Consider the following 14,276-nt stretch of genomic DNA (forward strand, 5'->3'; position numbering starts at 1 on the left):
GAGACGCAGCGCACACAGGCCACGATGGTGTCCTTGTGGACGTCCAGCCCGGCACAGCGGGGATAGAGTACTTGCATGGAGCCTCCTGCCAGAGTCAACGGCGTCGGCGGCAGCCCTCGTTGTCGAAATCTAGTAGACGTGCTTCGGGGTGTTGCCACCCACGGTCACAATTCGGGGTGCTCGCAGGGCTGCGGGTCCAACTAGTCAACGGGCTCGGGGCACCAAGCGGGAGCCGACCTCGTTACCGACACCGTCTATCATCTTATTCCTGTCACCGCGCAATTCACCGGCCCCAAGCCCGCTTCATCCTTCGGGGTCCGGCCCGCCCGATGGATAACTAGTCAGGGCGATGGCGTTTTCGGTAAGCGCACACGATGGCGTCACTAGGAAAGAGCTTTGTCAGAGGGAAAAGTGCAAGCGTTCCACCGTACTGGATCAGAAAACTGACGAGGCGGGGATTGGCACAGCGAAGCCTCGCAGCCAGCCCTTTTACCCGGACTGACGGTAGTTCGATTTGACTCATTAGCTGAAAGCCAGACTTTTCAACCAGCGCCGTCAGATTGTCCTTGTTGAAGAAGTGAACATGCGGTGAAGGCAAATCCTTTTGCCAGAGCCGAGCGAACGGCCCGGTCCATCCGAGGCGCGCAAACCCGCGCGCTAGACGATAGAATAATCCAGCGCTATTTGGAAGGCTCAGGACCAACAAGCCATTATCCAACAAGCGGTCCGCCGAAGCGCGAAGTGCGGAACCGATATGTGGAATATGCTCGATTACGTCATTGAACACAATCACGTCGAACCGTTCGGCGGGTGTCAGTGCATCGGGGAAGTAACCTATGCGAACAGGTAGTCCCCGGGACACTGTCTTTTCACCAACTGCCAGATCAGGTTCGAGGCCCAGTGCATCGAAGTGCCGCACTGCTTCCTCCAAAAACCAGCCGTGGGCAGCACCAACGTCCAATAACGTCGCGCCGTTGCCATTGGACCGGATCAGATCGATCACTTCCCGGAAATTTTCAAGCCGAATGGCCTTTAGCCCTGCCTCCCGAATTTTTTCGTCGACCGCAAGGTGGGCTAGCTTGTCGTTGATCACTGGTTGCAACAGGCTTCCCTCATAGCCGCAACTGCGACAGGTGAAGTGCCAGGGCGTGATGCCCGGCCCGATCGCACCCGCGCAAACGACGCACTCCGTTGGAAATCCGCTCCCCATGGGTACACCCCCGTGTATTAATTTCGAGCATTATATCGATCCCAGCACGCCAGTCCGGCTCGCTCTCCTCTTGAGCTCAACGGTCTCTTCGCGATGGACAACGAACGTGCTACAATCCGCCCCCAGTAAGCCATGGCGGGCGTCGTATAATGGCCATTACCTTAGCTTCCCAAGCTAAAGACGTGGGTTCGATTCCCATCGCCCGCTCCACTTCCCAGATCTGACAAGCCGCCTCTGGCACCCGGTCAATGATGACCGGCGATCCGCCCGGCGGTTTTTTGTTGCCATGCTTCCCCAAAACACGAACACCGACACGCTGCCGGGCGACGACGCCGACGGCGCCAGCGGACACCCTGAAGACGCCACCCCTGCCAAGCCGGGTGACGAGGTCGCGCATCCGCGCCGCATCCGCTCGTTTGTCAGGCGAGCCGGGCGCACGTCCACCGGACAGCAGCGCGCCATCGACGATCTCGGTCCGAAATTCATCGTGCCGTATCAAGGCGAGCCGCTGGACTGGGCGGCCACGTTCGGGCGCGAGGCACCGTCGATTCTTGAAATTGGCTTCGGCATGGGCGAGACGACGGCGCATATCGCCAAACTGCGTCCGCAGGACAATTTCCTGGGCTGCGAAGTCCATGAGCCTGGCGTCGGCGCGCTGCTGAAGCTGATTGGCGAGAACGATCTGCAGAACGTGCGGATCATGAACCACGACGCGGTGGAAGTCATCGCCCACATGCTGACCGAGCAGTCGCTGGACGGCGTGCATATCTTCTTTCCCGACCCGTGGCACAAGAAGCGCCACAACAAGCGCCGCCTGGTGCAGCCGCCGCTGGTCAAGGTGCTGGCCAGCCGCCTGAAGCCCGGTGGTTATTTCCACTGCGCGACGGACTGGGAAGAATACGCGCACCAGATGGTGGAAGTTCTCAGCGGCGAACCGGCCCTGGAAAATACCTCGACCGCTGCCGGCGGCTTTGCGGAACGCCCCGATTACCGTCCCGTGACCAAATTCGAAAAACGCGGCGTGCGGCTAGGCCACGGCGTTTGGGACGTGGTATTCCGGAAGAAATAAGAAAGGGGCCAACGGCCCCTTTTTTCATGATGTCGCGGATTAGCGCTTGCGTCGCAAATCAGGCGTGCCAGGACACCATACCCGTCCAGGCGGTCAGCAGCACGATAATCCCGAAAGCGATCCGATACCACGCAAATGGCTTGAAATCATGCGTGGCCACGAATCGCAGCAGCCATCGTACGCACAGGAACGCCGAAAGGAACGCGAACACAAAGCCGATGCCGAAAATGCCCAGGTCGTCGGCCGACAGCACCGCGCGCGCCTTGTACAGTTCGTAGACCGTGGCGCCGAAAATGACCGGAATCGCCAGGAAGAACGAGAACTCGGTGGCCACCTGACGCGACAAGCCGAACAGCATGCCGCCAATAATGGTCGCGCCCGAGCGCGAGGTGCCCGGCACCAGGGCGAAACACTGCGCCAGGCCCACCTTCAAGGCGTCGCGCCAGGTCAGGTCGTCGATCGATTCGATGCGCGGCGCGCCAGCTTTCGCCGCTTCCAGCAGCGCATTGCCCTGCGGATGCGACACGGTACCGCGCCGCCGCTCTCGCCATTCCGCCCAGAGAATCACCACGCCGCCGACGATGAACGCCAGCGCCACGGTAATCGGATTGAACAGATGGGCCTTGATCCATTTGCCGAACACCAGCGCCAATACGATGGCCGGCACCGTGGCAACGATCACGTTGATCGCAAAGCGTTGCTGCCTCGGGTCGGACGCCAGCCCGCCCAGTACGGCGCCGATACGCCGCCGGAATTCCCAGCAAACCGCCAGGATCGCGCCGAACTGAATCACGATCTCGAAGATCTTGCCTTTTTCGTCATTGAAGTCCAGCAGTTGTCCGGCAAGAATCAGGTGGCCGGTGCTGGAAATGGGGAGAAACTCGGTCAGTCCTTCGACGATGCCGAGAATCACGGCCTTGAGGGCGAGTGCAATATCCATATGGACTCAAAAAGTGGGCGCGAATGGCGGGGGTACCGCCAGCGATGCCCGAAGGCATCGCATTATTGTTGCTCTGGATTTACGGCCGATTAATCTTGACGTTGATACCGTCAGGCAGGACCGTGATTGTACCGGGCTCCACGCTGGTGCCGGCCAGCCGCAACTGCTCCGGCTTGAACGTATAAAGCGGATAGTTTTGCAGCAACTGCTCTGACAGGATACCGCCCAGTGCATTCAACTGGCGTGAAAACTGGCCCGGCAATCCCTGCACGTCGAACTGCTTGACCTCGGGGTCCTGCAGCACCAGCGAATGACTTGGCGGGTCATAGCGCAGCGCGCTGTCCAGCGCGAAGCGGCCCGTCAGCGGCTGGCGGAAAAACAGCCGGTTGTCGATGGTGGCATCGAAGCTAACCAGCACGCGATTGCGCGTGGAGTCCAGCGCCAGCTGCGGGTTGGCAAGCTGGATATCGAACACCTCCATATAACGCTTGTTGAACGGGAATTTCTTCGCCAGCGCATCCTGCAGCTGGCTTTGCGAGAATGTGTACTCGCTGCGGAATACGCTGCAGCCCGCCAGCCAGCCCGTGGCCACCAGCGTAGCGACACCTGCGGCCGCCAGCCAGCGCCGGCGCGTCATCGCGATCATGCATGCATCTCCATCAAACAGTAGGGTCAGCGCACCGCCCCGGCCGGCGCCGTCGCCTGCTCAAGCCGCGTCAGCCAGGCTATGGCGGATTCGCGGGAATCGCCGCACATTTCGGCCGACGGACGCAGTCCGCCGCAGAATGCCGGCCGCTGCGGCTGCCCGAACACCGCACACCGCATGTCCGCCATCAGTTGTGCGCACCCCTGGCCGGCCGGCTTGCCATGCGGCATGCCTGGCAGGGACGACGTGATCGACGGCGCGATACAGCAGGCGCCGCAGCCGGCACGGCAGGTGGGTTCAGACTGGCAGGACATGGTGAAGGTTCAGCGACAGATTGCCGACAATAAAAGGGCACGGCGGAGGCGCTGTGCCAAGCCGGCATTGTGCCTGACCCGATCCGCAAGACCTGCAACAAAGCGCAACGTACGTATCATGCATCACTTATCCCGTTCGTCGCACGCCGCTTGACCCCGCAATTCCGGTCCTCTACATTACTGACCGACAAGTTATTAATACCCCGGTGCGTCCCGCATGCATCGCTTTCGTGCCTGCCCCGTGAGCCCTGCCCTGCCCAAAAAAGACCACGAACCCCGCCGCTGGAGCCGCCGCAAGGCCGCGCGCCCGCAAGAGCTGGTGGCCGCCGCGTTGACGCTGTTCGTAGAACGCGGCTACGCCGCGACCCGGCTGGAGGACGTGGCGGCGGCGGCCGGTGTGTCGAAGGGAACGGTCTATTTGTATTTCGCGAACAAGGAAGAACTGTTCAAGACGGTGGTCCGGGAAAACATGGTGCCCGCGCTGGCCAAGGGCACGGACCTGGTGGACACCTACGAAGGCTCCACCCCCGAACTGCTGCGCGAACTGCTGCTGGGCTGGTGGGGCCTGATCGGCGCCACGCCGGTAGCCGGGCTGACCAAGCTGATCATTGCCGAGTCGGGCAATTTCCCCGATATCGCCCAGTTCTACCAGGACGAGGTGATGGGCCCCGGCGATGCGCTGTTTGCCCGCGTGCTGGCGCGCGGGGTGGCACGCGGCGAGTTCCGCCACGTGCCGGCCAATCCCGCGACCACGCTGCTGTGCGCGCCGCTGGTGTTCCTGATGCTCTGGCGCAGCGCCTTCAGCCAGGTCAATGTGCCGGCCATCGACCCCGACGCCTTCCTGGACCAGCTGCTGCATATGCTGCTGTTCGGCCTGACAGCGGGCGCCGCCCGTGACACCCCGCTGCCCGTGCCCCAGGGCCCGTTCGTCTGGGAACGGATCCGTAACGAGCTGATGGCGGAGCGTGCCGCCTCGGAATCCGCACCCGCCGCGCAGCCCGGCCGGGACGATGCAGCGACCATCCCGACATGAAGACACCCCACGCCGCGCACCGGCCCGCGTGCCACGGCGCAACGCTAACCGTTTGTAAACATGCCAGCCCGGTCGGCGGAGGTAAAATAGCGGGCTTTTGCGTAACATCCCGGCATGCGGCGGCTCTGCCGCCGGACGGGACGAGGCAAATCCGGCACTGATCGAAACAACAGCGCGGACGGCGGGAAAAAAAAGCCGGCCGGCGGCGCAACCCCGCAAGCATCTGGAAGGAAAGGCAAGATGGATCTCGAAAAAGCCCGATTCAACATGATCGAACAGCAAATCCGCCCATGGGACGTGCTGGACCAGGAAATCCTGGACCTGCTGGCCGTGGTTAAGCGCGAGCAGTTCGTGCCGCAGGCCTACGCCGCGCTGGCTTTCGTCGACATGGAGATTCCCCTGCCGGGCGGCGAGAACATGATGCCCCCGCGCGTGGAAGCCCGCGTCCTGCAGGACCTGAACGTACGCAAGCACGAGAACGTGCTGGAAATCGGCGCAGGTTCGGGCTACATGGCCGCGCTGCTGGCGGCGCGCGGCCGCCACGTGGTGACCGTCGATATCCGTCCGGAACTGGTGGCACTGGCGCGCCAGAACCTGGCCAATGCCGGCGTGACCAATGTGGAAGTGGCCGAAGGCAATGCCGCCGACGGCTGGGCCGTGGCCGCGCCGTACGACGTCATCTGCATCTCCGGCTCGCTGCCGGAGCTGCCGCAGTCGATCCTGTCGCAGGTCAAGGTTGGCGGCCGTATCGCCGCCATCATCGGCACGGCGCCCGTGATGGAAGCCCGCATCATCACGCGCGTGTCGGACACCGAGTACCAGATGGTGAACGTGTTCGAGACGCTGGCCAAGCCGCTGCAAGGCGCGGCACAGCCGTCGCGCTTCAAGTTCTGAACCGGAGCCGGCCATGCAGGTAATTACCGCCCCCGAACTGGCGCAATGGCTGGCCGATGCCGGCCGCGCCAAGCCGGTGTTGCTGGATGTGCGCGAGGATCTGGAAGTGCGCACCGCCGCGATGCCCGGCATCACGCATATCCCGATGGGCCAGATTCCGGCCCGTCTCAACGACATCGACGAAGACGCCGAGATCGTCTGCATCTGCCACCACGGCGCACGCAGCATGCAGGTGGCCAACTTCCTGGAGCGCCAGGGCTATGCCAAGGTCTGGAACCTAACCGGCGGCATCCACGCCTGGTCGACCCAGGTCGATCCGTCCGTTCCGCAGTATTGATCCGGAACCGGCCCCGGCAGCACGCCGGGGCCGTGCCACCGCGCCGCAGCCCGGCCGTACCCGCAGCATCCGCAATATCCGAAGTACCCCGTCCCTGGCAGTACCACCCGTCGCAACCTATCGATCGTTGGCCGCGCGTGCCGCTGGCCGAGCTGGAGATGTCATGAGTTTTGCGCTTTCCGCCGTGTCCGTTGCGGCCAGGAAACCCCTGGCGCTCGCGGCTGCCCTGCTCGCCTGGCTGCCCATGCCGTCCGCGCTGGCCGCCGACCTGCTGCAGGTGTATCGCGACGCGCAAGCCAACGACGCCCAGTTCGCCAGCGCCCGCTCGCAATTGCTGGCCACGCGCGAAAAGCTGCCGCAGGGTCGTGCCGGCCTGCTGCCCCAGGTCGCGGGCACGGCGGGCGCGCAGCGGACCATGGCCGACTACAGTTCGCCGGTGGATACCACGCGCTACTTCAACGCCAACACCTGGGCGCTGCAGTTGACACAGCCCCTGTTCCGCTGGGACCGCTGGGAAACCTACAAGCAGGGCGAACTGGCGTCGCTGGCGGGGGAAGTTACGTTTCAGCAGGCGCAGCTGGACCTGATCACGCGCGCGTCGCAGGCCTACTTCGACGTGCTGGCCGCGCAGGACAACCTCTACCTGGCCGGCGCACAGAAGAAGGCCATCGGCGAACAGCTGGAACAGGCCAAACGCAATTTCGAGGTAGGCACGGCCACGATCACCGATGCCAACGACGCGCAGGCTCGCTACGACCTCGCTACATCGACCGAAATCGCCGCCCAGAGCGCACTGGAGGTGACCCGCGCCACGCTGCAGCAGATCACCGGCAAACCCGTGGACGAACTGATGGGGCTGCGGCCCGAGGCCCAGATCCCCGGGCCACTGCCGGCCGACGTGAACGCGTGGGCATCGCAGGCCGAGCAGACCAATCCGCAGGTGGGACTGGCCAGCTATAACCTGGAAACCGCCCAGCGCGAGACGAACAAGGCCAAGGCGGGCCACCTGCCTTCGGTGGATCTGGTGGCATCCTACGGCTACACCAACGCCCAGGGCACGGCCACGCAGCTCAGCAACGTCGGTAGCCGCTACAACTCCGGCGTTGTGGGCGTGCAGCTGAATATCCCGATCTTCACCGGCGGCCAGATCCAGTCCCGCGTGCGCGAAACCCTGGCCCTGGCCGACAAGGCCGCGAGCGATCTGGAATTTGCCCGCCGCACGGCCGCGCAACAGGCACGCCAGACGTACTCCGGCGTTTTTAACGGGTTGGCCCAAGTCAAGGCACTGGAAGCGGCGGAGCGCTCGGCACAGAGCGCCGTGGAATCCAACCAGCTAGGCTACGAGGTGGGCGTGCGCATCAATATCGACGTGCTGAACGCCGAAGCCCAGCTGTTTTCCACGCGGCGCGACCTGTCAAAGGCCCGTTACGACACCATCATGAATGGCATGCGCCTGAAGGCTTCGACCGGCACGCTGTCCGAGGACGATGTGGTGCAGATCAACACGCTGCTGACGCAGTTGCCGGGGGCGATGTATAAGGTGCCGGGGAAGATGAACGTGGGGTCTGCACCAGCCGCCAAGCCGGCGCGCGGAACCAGTTCCCGACGGGACATGCCCGGCTCGCCGCGTAGTTAGGCGGATATCGCTTTGCCACGCACCATGCGGCTTCAGGCGGACAAGGACGACGATCTCGTGGTGGAGGCTACCACGTCACGACCGGCGTCCGACGTGACAACAGGTCCCGCAGCACTGGCCGCCTCTCGACCAGCCAAGCCCAGCAGTAAGCCCACCAAACCAGCATAGAAAACGATATTTGCCTGGTGCGCGAGGGTCACCTGCGTCAGACCCGATAGCAACGACGCCATAATGACGGCAAGGCCTGCAGCTCCGACGCTTTCACCACGAACGTTGCCTGTTGCGCGGCACGTACGAATCATCCTCCAGAACAGCGCGGCCGGAACGAGGAATAGTCCAAGCAAGGTCAACAGCCCGGGTACACCCGTCGTAGAAGCAGCCTCCACAACATCGTTATGTGCGTGTTCAAGCACGCACACCATCGACTCCGATCGGTTGGCGCAATACGGGGCCTCCTTTAGAATCAGAGCGAACTGTCCGGCCCCAATTCCCGACCACGGATGCTCGGCAAAATAACGCATACCGATTTCCCACATCTGCAACCGTGCGCCAACCGACGATTCCGAATTACCCTGATCAAACTGACGTACCTCCATCACTGCCTTATCCACCCGCTCGGCCAGCGGACTACCAGGTACAAGGTACGCTCCGCCCACAATGGCTAAAATGGCTGCACTGGAAGCTAGGAACATGCGCAGGCTAAAGCCGCGATACCGGACCAGAAGCAAGGGAAACAGCGTAAGCAACATCGCCACCATGCCGCCCCGTGAGCCGTTCATCATGAGGGTCAGCGTCGCACAAGCAACGTTGAGCCAAGCCTGAACGTGCGTTCGGAGCCCGTTGCCGGGCCTAGCAAAGCCAACTAGAGCCAGTGCTGCCACCATATTTGCAAACGCGATAGGCTGAACCCACGCCGACGGCCTGTCAGTGTGCAAGACCAGCGTTTGGAAGGTCACGATCACCAGCGATCCAAACAATCCCATGGTAATTCCGGTCCAAAGTCGATCAGGATTCGGCGCGGCGCGAACGATAATCCAGCAGGTCAGAACCGCCAGCAGCATACGGGACGGATTGTCGATCACATTCCATGGGGTGTGGTGATAAAACTTCGACACTAGGTAGACCACCAGGAACGCCAGAACCGCGAGAGTCAGCGGCATCAGCACATTGGCATGCTGGCGCCAATCGCGTCCCAGCCCACGCCCCCCGCCCAGAAGCACCACACCGACGCCCGCCAGAAACATCCCTGCCCCCCGTGGCACGCACAGAACCAGGATCGGAAACGCAAGGACGAGAGCATCGGCCATCGTCGACAGCCGGTTGGTGCGAATAATCATAAGTCGAAAGAGTCACTCGCTCTGCCGAATACGTGCGTCCCCGGCCAGCGCCAAATCAACCCGCCATTCTAATCCATCGCCCTTTCACTTCCCCTCCGCCGCTCCACCACCTCGAGCAACTGCCACCGAATGACCGTCGCATCGGCCGGAGGATTCGGCACCTGGTACTCCCTCACCCGCAGCTTGTACGTGATGCCCGGCTCGAAATCGAGGCCCTCGATCGGCCCGTACCAGAGTTGCCAAGGCGCGTCGGACGATTCCCGCCAGCGGTAGCACTGCAGCTTGCCGGCACCGGTGCATTCCACGCGCTGTGAATCGATATAGACGATTTTCTCCCGGCCAGGCACGGCCCCCGTTGCGGGGTCCAGCTTGTCGCCGCGCCTCCCTACGCCTTCGCGTTCGACGAACTGCAGCAGATCGCCATCGGCCGTCTTCCAGATGATCTGGCGGCCCGTGGCGCCGGCCGATGGCTGCGTGCCGACCGTCGTAAAGGGCGACTGCATTGTCTTGAGCAGGGCCGACTCCGTTTCCATCCGGGGGCCCAGACACGCCATGCGCGTGCCCGCCACGCGGTCGAACCGGATGCCGGTGTCGGTCTTGCCATAGCCACCGGTAAAGCGGTTGCACCCGCTGGTGCCGTTGACGGTGCCTTGCGACGAGTCGATGCCGTCGCTGAAATTAAAGACGATCGGCTCGCCGTTGTCGCCGTACGGAATGTCACGCATCGTGCCGTCCGGCATCTGCCAGCGCACCAGTTGCCAGCGGCTGGGGCCGCTGGAGCGCGTTTCGTTCAGGCTGGCACTGGCCGATGGATTGTCGGGCGGCTGGCCCGTGGCACAGGCCGACAGGACGGCCGCCGCGCCAAGCAGCAGAGTCATCACAAGGGAACGCAGAACACTTTGCATGGGTCGACTCCTTCAGCTTGCCGCGCGAAAAGCGCAGCAACATCCACAATATCGACCAGTCTAGCGTCCCGCGCGTCGTCTGTATGTCAGCGCAACACTGGCGCCAGCGCCCCCAGCGTCCGGGCCGTCGCCCCCCGATGCAGCCCCGCGAACGTCAGTGCATTCGCCCGCATCTCGGCCAGCCGCGCCGCATCGCCCAGCACGCCGGCCGCCGCGGCCATCAGTTCGTCGGCGTTGGCCACGCGCAGGCAGGCGCCGGCGGCAATGGCATCCTCGGTGGCTTGCGCGAAGTTGAAAGTGTGCAGCCCCATCAACACCGGCGCGCCTACCGCGCAGGCCTCGATGAGGTTCTGCCCGCCCAGCGGGATCAGGCTGCCGCCGATATAGGCCATGTCCGATGCCGCGTAGTACATCGCCATTTCACCCATCGAATCGCCGAGCACGATGTCGGCCGTGATGGGTTCCGCCACCTGATCGATGTCGAGCGCGCTGCGGCGCTGGACGGTAAATCCGGCGCGCGCGGCCATGGCGGCGACTTCGTCGAACCGCTGCGGATGACGCGGCACCAGCAGCAGCGCGGGACGCGTCTCGCCGGGCCAGCGCGAGAAAGCTTCCAGGATCAGCGGCTCCTCGCCTTCGCGCGTGCTGGCGGCCGCCAATACCTGCCGGCCGCCAAACGCACGCCGCAACTGCTGCCCGCGCGCCATGCCCGCCTCCGGCGGCTGCATGTCGAACTTCAGGTTCCCGGTGATCTGCACCGCTTTCACCCCCAGCGCGCGATACCGCTCGGCGTCGCCCGGCGTCTGGGCCAGCACCATCGTGAAGTCGTTGTAGAGCGAAGCTGCCGCGTTGCCGAATCGCGCCGTGCGCCGATAGCTGCGCGGCGACAATCGGGCGTTGACCAGGAACAGCGGCACGCCGGCGCGCCGGGTCACGTGCACCAGGTTCGGCCAGACCTCCGTTTCCATGATCAGTCCGGCGTCCGGCCGGAAATGCGCCAGAAAACGCCGCACCATGTAGGGCACGTCATAGGGCAGGTAGCACTGCTGCACGCGCGGGTTGCTGCCATAAAGCTGCGCGCCGGTCTGCCGCCCGGTCGGCGTCATGTGCGTGAGCAGCAGCTGGTGCTGCGGATAGGCGGCCAGCAAGGCGTCGATCAGCGGCTGCGCGGCACGCGTTTCGCCCACCGATACGGCATGGACCCATAGCCACGGGCCGTCGGCCGGCACGTCGTCGTAGCGCCCGAGGCGCTCCCCCACGTGATGAAGATAGCCAGGTTCCTTGCGTGACCGCCACGTCAGGCGCAGCAGCGCCACTGGCAGGATCACCAGCCAGAGCAAGGTATAAACAATTCGAAGCATCAGATGGAGACTCCGCGCACGCGCCGTGCGGCGGCATAAACCTCATCGACGTCGGGCACGATGCCGTCGTCGCCCACGTTGGCGATGCGGTCCGACCAGTAGCCTTCGGTCTTCCAGCGCCACGTGGCGGTATAGATCTCGACCGTCGGCCGGCACAGCGCCGCGGCGATATGTACCAGCCCGGTATCGACCCCGATGACCACCTCGGCCCGGTTGATCAGGCCGAAACCCTGCATCACCGAGAAACGCGGCAGCACCTGCGCGCCGGGCATGCCAGCGGCCAGCGCCTCGGCGTCGCGCCTTTCGGATTCGCTGCCCCACGGCAGCAGCACGGTGAGCCCTTCCGCATGCAGCTTGTGGCCAAGTGCATGCCAGTTCGCCACCGGCCAGCGTTTCTTCGCACCCGCCGTGGCGTGGAAACAGACCGCGAAGCGTGCCGGCAGGCCGGCCCAGAGCGGATCGTCGACACGCAGCGTGCTGGCGGCCAGCCCAAAGAACTGCGGCGGCTCCGGCGGCGTCGTGCCGGTCAAGGCCGCGCCAAGCAGGCGCGACCGCCGGACGGAATGGGTCTGTCGGGGCACCGTGACGGGCGCGGTATAAAACAGCCGCGCAGCCGGCTCGTAGCCCGAACCTTGCGTCGCATTGCCCAACCCGATCACCGGTGCGCCAGCGGCGCGCGAAGCGGTGCGCGCCACGATGGCCGTCTTGAGCAGGCCCTGCGTCTCCAGCACGGCGTCATAGGCCTGTTCGCGGATGGCCGCGCGCAATGCGGCTACCTCCGCCCAGGTCTGGCCCTGCCAGAACCGCTTGCGCCACCGCCGCAGCGCAAACGGGATGACGCGGCGCACTTCGGGCAGCAGCTTCACCAGGTCGACGTAGCCCTCTTCCACCACCCAGTCGATCTCCGCATCCGGCCAGCGCGCGCGCAGGTCGTGTACCAGCGGCATGTTGTGCACGACGTCGCCCAGCGACGACACCTTGACGATCAGGATACGTGGCCGGGCAGGCAACGCAAACGTCCCCGCCGCCGCCAAAGGCTGCGGCGGGGTCTCGGCCGACGGCGGCACGCCCTCAGAACGGGAGCTTTGCATCCGGTTTTTCCGCCAGAATCACGCGCTTGAACTCGGCCTGGATGCGCGCCAGCGCGGCATCGTTGTCGGCCTCGAAGCGCATCACCACCACGGGCGTGGTGTTCGACGGCCGGGCCAGGCCGAAGCCGTCCGGATATTCCACGCGCACGCCGTCGATCGTGATCACTTCCTTTGCGCCCTCGAACTTCGCATTGGCGCGGATCTTGTCAAGCAGCGTGAAGGCTTCGCCCTCGGCGACCTTGAGTTGCAGCTCCGGCGTGCAGTTCGAGTTCGGCAACGCGTTCAGCACGGCGCTCGGGTCGGCGTGGCGCGACAGGATTTCCAGCAGGCGTGCGCCCGTGTACAGGCCATCGTCAAAGCCGTACCAGCGGTCCTTGAAGAACACGTGGCCGCTCATCTCGCCGGCGATTGGCGCGCCCGTTTCCTTGAGCTTGGCCTTGACCAGCGAATGGCCGGTCTTCCACATCAGCGGCTCACCACCGTGCTGGCGAATCCACGGCGCCAGCTTGCCCGTGCATTTCACGTCGTAGATGACCTGCTGGCCGGGGTTGCGTGACAGAATTTCCTCGGCAAACAGCATCAACTGGCGGTCCGGGAAGATGACCTGCCCGTCCTTGGTGACCACGCCCAGACGGTCGCCGTCGCCATCGAAGGCCAGGCCCAGTTCGCAATCAGTCTCGCGCAGGCACTTCATCAGGTCCTGCAGGTTTTCGACATGCGCCGGATCGGGATGATGGTTTGGGAAATGGCCGTCCACGTCGCAGAACAGTTCCACGACCTCGCAGCCCAGCCCGCGGAACAGATCGCCCACGAACGCACCGGCCACGCCGTTGCCGGCATCCAGCGCAATCTTCATCGGGCGCGCCAGCTTGACGTCGCCGATGATGCGGTCCAGGTACTGCAGGCGGACGTCCACGAGCTTGTAGCTGCCGCCACCCTTGGTGAAATTGCCAGCGTCGATGCGCTGGCGCAGGGCCTGAATCTGCTCCCCATAGATGGCCTTGCCGCCCAGCACCATCTTGAAACCGTTGTAGTCGGGCGGATTGTGACTGCCCGTGACCATGATGCCGGACGTGGCGCGGCGGCCATCCAACTCGATATTGGTCCCGAAATACACCATCGGCGTAGCAACCAGGCCGACGTCGATCACGTCCAGGCCGGCGGTGCGCAGGCCTTCAACCAGCCCGCCCAGCAGATCCGGCCCCGAGAGCCGGCCGTCGCGGCCCACCACCACGGTTTTCTCGCCAAGTTCGACGGCGGCCGAGCCAAACGACAGGCCGATGTAACGGGCCACTTCCGGGGTCAGCGTCTTGCCGACGATGCCGCGGATGTCATAGGCCTTGAAGATCGAGGGATCAATTTGCATGTGGCTTCCTGGAGACAAGGTTCATCGTGCGATTCCACCCCATGGCGGGACGCCTCGGGAGGGGCGCGGGCAGGGCGCCAAAAAGCCGTATTGTGCCGGATTGCGCGTAGCGCAGGCGCTATAATCGCCTTCAGCCG

The 14,276-nt window shown here is 64.1% G+C and carries 14 protein-coding genes and 1 tRNA gene; 6 read left to right on the plus strand and 9 right to left on the minus strand.

What is annotated here, in order from left to right; genetic code table 11:
- Positions 1 to 337 precede the first annotated feature (337 nt).
- Positions 338 to 1,093, minus strand: a complete 756-nt coding sequence (locus tag BLQ58_RS20145; RefSeq protein ID WP_254776036.1) for a class I SAM-dependent methyltransferase — start codon at positions 1,091 to 1,093, stop codon at positions 338 to 340.
- A gap of 252 nt (positions 1,094 to 1,345) precedes the next feature.
- Here BLQ58_RS20145 and BLQ58_RS20150 point away from each other — a divergent pair.
- Positions 1,346 to 1,420 (plus strand) — tRNA-Gly (locus BLQ58_RS20150).
- Positions 1,421 to 1,496: 76 nt separating this feature from the next.
- On the plus strand, positions 1,497 to 2,279 hold the full coding sequence (gene trmB, locus BLQ58_RS20155; RefSeq protein WP_029051495.1) for a tRNA (guanosine(46)-N7)-methyltransferase TrmB: 783 nt from the start codon (positions 1,497 to 1,499) through the stop codon (positions 2,277 to 2,279).
- 58 nt (positions 2,280 to 2,337) lie between these two features.
- Here trmB and BLQ58_RS20160 read toward each other — a convergent pair whose 3' ends face one another.
- The 3 genes from BLQ58_RS20160 to BLQ58_RS20170 form a co-directional block, all read right to left on the minus strand.
- A complete protein-coding gene (locus BLQ58_RS20160) occupies positions 2,338 to 3,219 on the minus strand; it encodes an undecaprenyl-diphosphate phosphatase (RefSeq protein WP_029051494.1) in 882 nt (293 codons plus the stop codon).
- A 79-nt stretch (positions 3,220 to 3,298) separates the two neighbouring features.
- A complete protein-coding gene (locus BLQ58_RS20165) occupies positions 3,299 to 3,865 on the minus strand; it encodes a DUF1439 domain-containing protein (protein WP_029051493.1) in 567 nt (188 codons plus the stop codon).
- A gap of 26 nt (positions 3,866 to 3,891) precedes the next feature.
- On the minus strand, positions 3,892 to 4,179 hold the full coding sequence (locus BLQ58_RS20170) for a hypothetical protein (protein ID WP_029051492.1): 288 nt from the start codon (positions 4,177 to 4,179) through the stop codon (positions 3,892 to 3,894).
- A 217-nt stretch (positions 4,180 to 4,396) separates the two neighbouring features.
- Between BLQ58_RS20170 and BLQ58_RS20175 the strand changes: the two genes are divergently transcribed.
- The 4 genes from BLQ58_RS20175 (at position 4,397) to BLQ58_RS20190 (ending at position 8,079) form a co-directional block, all read left to right on the plus strand.
- A complete protein-coding gene (locus BLQ58_RS20175; RefSeq protein ID WP_029051491.1) occupies positions 4,397 to 5,212 on the plus strand; it encodes a TetR/AcrR family transcriptional regulator in 816 nt (271 codons plus the stop codon).
- Between the two features lie 240 nt (positions 5,213 to 5,452).
- Complete coding sequence (locus BLQ58_RS20180) at positions 5,453 to 6,106, plus strand: protein-L-isoaspartate O-methyltransferase family protein (protein WP_029051490.1); 654 nt, start codon at positions 5,453 to 5,455, stop codon at positions 6,104 to 6,106.
- 13 nt (positions 6,107 to 6,119) lie between these two features.
- Positions 6,120 to 6,443: a rhodanese-like domain-containing protein gene (locus tag BLQ58_RS20185; RefSeq protein WP_029051489.1), complete on the plus strand. Its 324-nt coding sequence runs from the start codon at positions 6,120 to 6,122 to the stop codon at positions 6,441 to 6,443.
- A gap of 163 nt (positions 6,444 to 6,606) precedes the next feature.
- Positions 6,607 to 8,079, plus strand: a complete 1,473-nt coding sequence (locus BLQ58_RS20190) for a TolC family outer membrane protein (RefSeq protein ID WP_029051488.1) — start codon at positions 6,607 to 6,609, stop codon at positions 8,077 to 8,079.
- Positions 8,080 to 8,111: 32 nt separating this feature from the next.
- Here BLQ58_RS20190 and BLQ58_RS20195 read toward each other — a convergent pair whose 3' ends face one another.
- From BLQ58_RS20195 to BLQ58_RS20215, 5 genes are all read right to left on the minus strand, one after another.
- Positions 8,112 to 9,416 carry an O-antigen ligase family protein gene (locus BLQ58_RS20195; protein WP_092601554.1) on the minus strand — a complete coding sequence of 435 codons (1,305 nt, stop codon included), beginning with the start codon at positions 9,414 to 9,416 and terminating at the stop codon, positions 8,112 to 8,114.
- 68 nt (positions 9,417 to 9,484) lie between these two features.
- Complete coding sequence (locus tag BLQ58_RS20200) at positions 9,485 to 10,321, minus strand: META and DUF4377 domain-containing protein (protein ID WP_029051457.1); 837 nt, start codon at positions 10,319 to 10,321, stop codon at positions 9,485 to 9,487.
- Between the two features lie 86 nt (positions 10,322 to 10,407).
- Positions 10,408 to 11,682 (minus strand): lipid IV(A) 3-deoxy-D-manno-octulosonic acid transferase, encoded by a 1,275-nt coding sequence (gene waaA, locus BLQ58_RS20205; protein ID WP_029051456.1) that lies wholly within the window; start codon positions 11,680 to 11,682, stop codon positions 10,408 to 10,410.
- Complete coding sequence (waaC, locus tag BLQ58_RS20210; RefSeq protein ID WP_029051455.1) at positions 11,682 to 12,773, minus strand: lipopolysaccharide heptosyltransferase I; 1,092 nt, start codon at positions 12,771 to 12,773, stop codon at positions 11,682 to 11,684. Before waaC ends, waaA begins: the two co-directional genes overlap by 1 nt.
- Positions 12,754 to 14,139, minus strand: coding sequence for a phosphomannomutase/phosphoglucomutase (locus BLQ58_RS20215; protein WP_029051454.1), 1,386 nt, complete (start codon positions 14,137 to 14,139; stop codon positions 12,754 to 12,756). Before BLQ58_RS20215 ends, waaC begins: the two co-directional genes overlap by 20 nt.
- Positions 14,140 to 14,276: the final 137 nt, after the last annotated feature.

The sequence above is a fragment of the Ralstonia sp. 25mfcol4.1 genome (assembly GCF_900104095.1).
GTDB lineage: Bacteria > Pseudomonadota > Gammaproteobacteria > Burkholderiales > Burkholderiaceae > Cupriavidus.

Coding starts and splice junctions, on each gene's coding strand:
- trmB (WP_029051495.1), top strand. CDS start 1,497: ATGCTTCCCCAAAACACGAACACCGACACGCTGCCGGGCGACGACGCC.
- BLQ58_RS20160 (WP_029051494.1), bottom strand. CDS start 3,219: ATGGATATTGCACTCGCCCTCAAGGCCGTGATTCTCGGCATCGTCGAA.
- BLQ58_RS20165 (WP_029051493.1), bottom strand. CDS start 3,865: ATGATCGCGATGACGCGCCGGCGCTGGCTGGCGGCCGCAGGTGTCGCT.
- BLQ58_RS20170 (WP_029051492.1), bottom strand. CDS start 4,179: ATGTCCTGCCAGTCTGAACCCACCTGCCGTGCCGGCTGCGGCGCCTGC.
- BLQ58_RS20175 (WP_029051491.1), top strand. CDS start 4,397: ATGCATCGCTTTCGTGCCTGCCCCGTGAGCCCTGCCCTGCCCAAAAAA.
- BLQ58_RS20180 (WP_029051490.1), top strand. CDS start 5,453: ATGGATCTCGAAAAAGCCCGATTCAACATGATCGAACAGCAAATCCGC.
- BLQ58_RS20185 (WP_029051489.1), top strand. CDS start 6,120: ATGCAGGTAATTACCGCCCCCGAACTGGCGCAATGGCTGGCCGATGCC.
- BLQ58_RS20190 (WP_029051488.1), top strand. CDS start 6,607: ATGAGTTTTGCGCTTTCCGCCGTGTCCGTTGCGGCCAGGAAACCCCTG.
- BLQ58_RS20195 (WP_092601554.1), bottom strand. CDS start 9,416: ATGATTATTCGCACCAACCGGCTGTCGACGATGGCCGATGCTCTCGTC.
- BLQ58_RS20200 (WP_029051457.1), bottom strand. CDS start 10,321: ATGCAAAGTGTTCTGCGTTCCCTTGTGATGACTCTGCTGCTTGGCGCG.
- waaA (WP_029051456.1), bottom strand. CDS start 11,682: ATGCTTCGAATTGTTTATACCTTGCTCTGGCTGGTGATCCTGCCAGTG.
- waaC (WP_029051455.1), bottom strand. CDS start 12,773: ATGCAAAGCTCCCGTTCTGAGGGCGTGCCGCCGTCGGCCGAGACCCCG.
- BLQ58_RS20215 (WP_029051454.1), bottom strand. CDS start 14,139: ATGCAAATTGATCCCTCGATCTTCAAGGCCTATGACATCCGCGGCATC.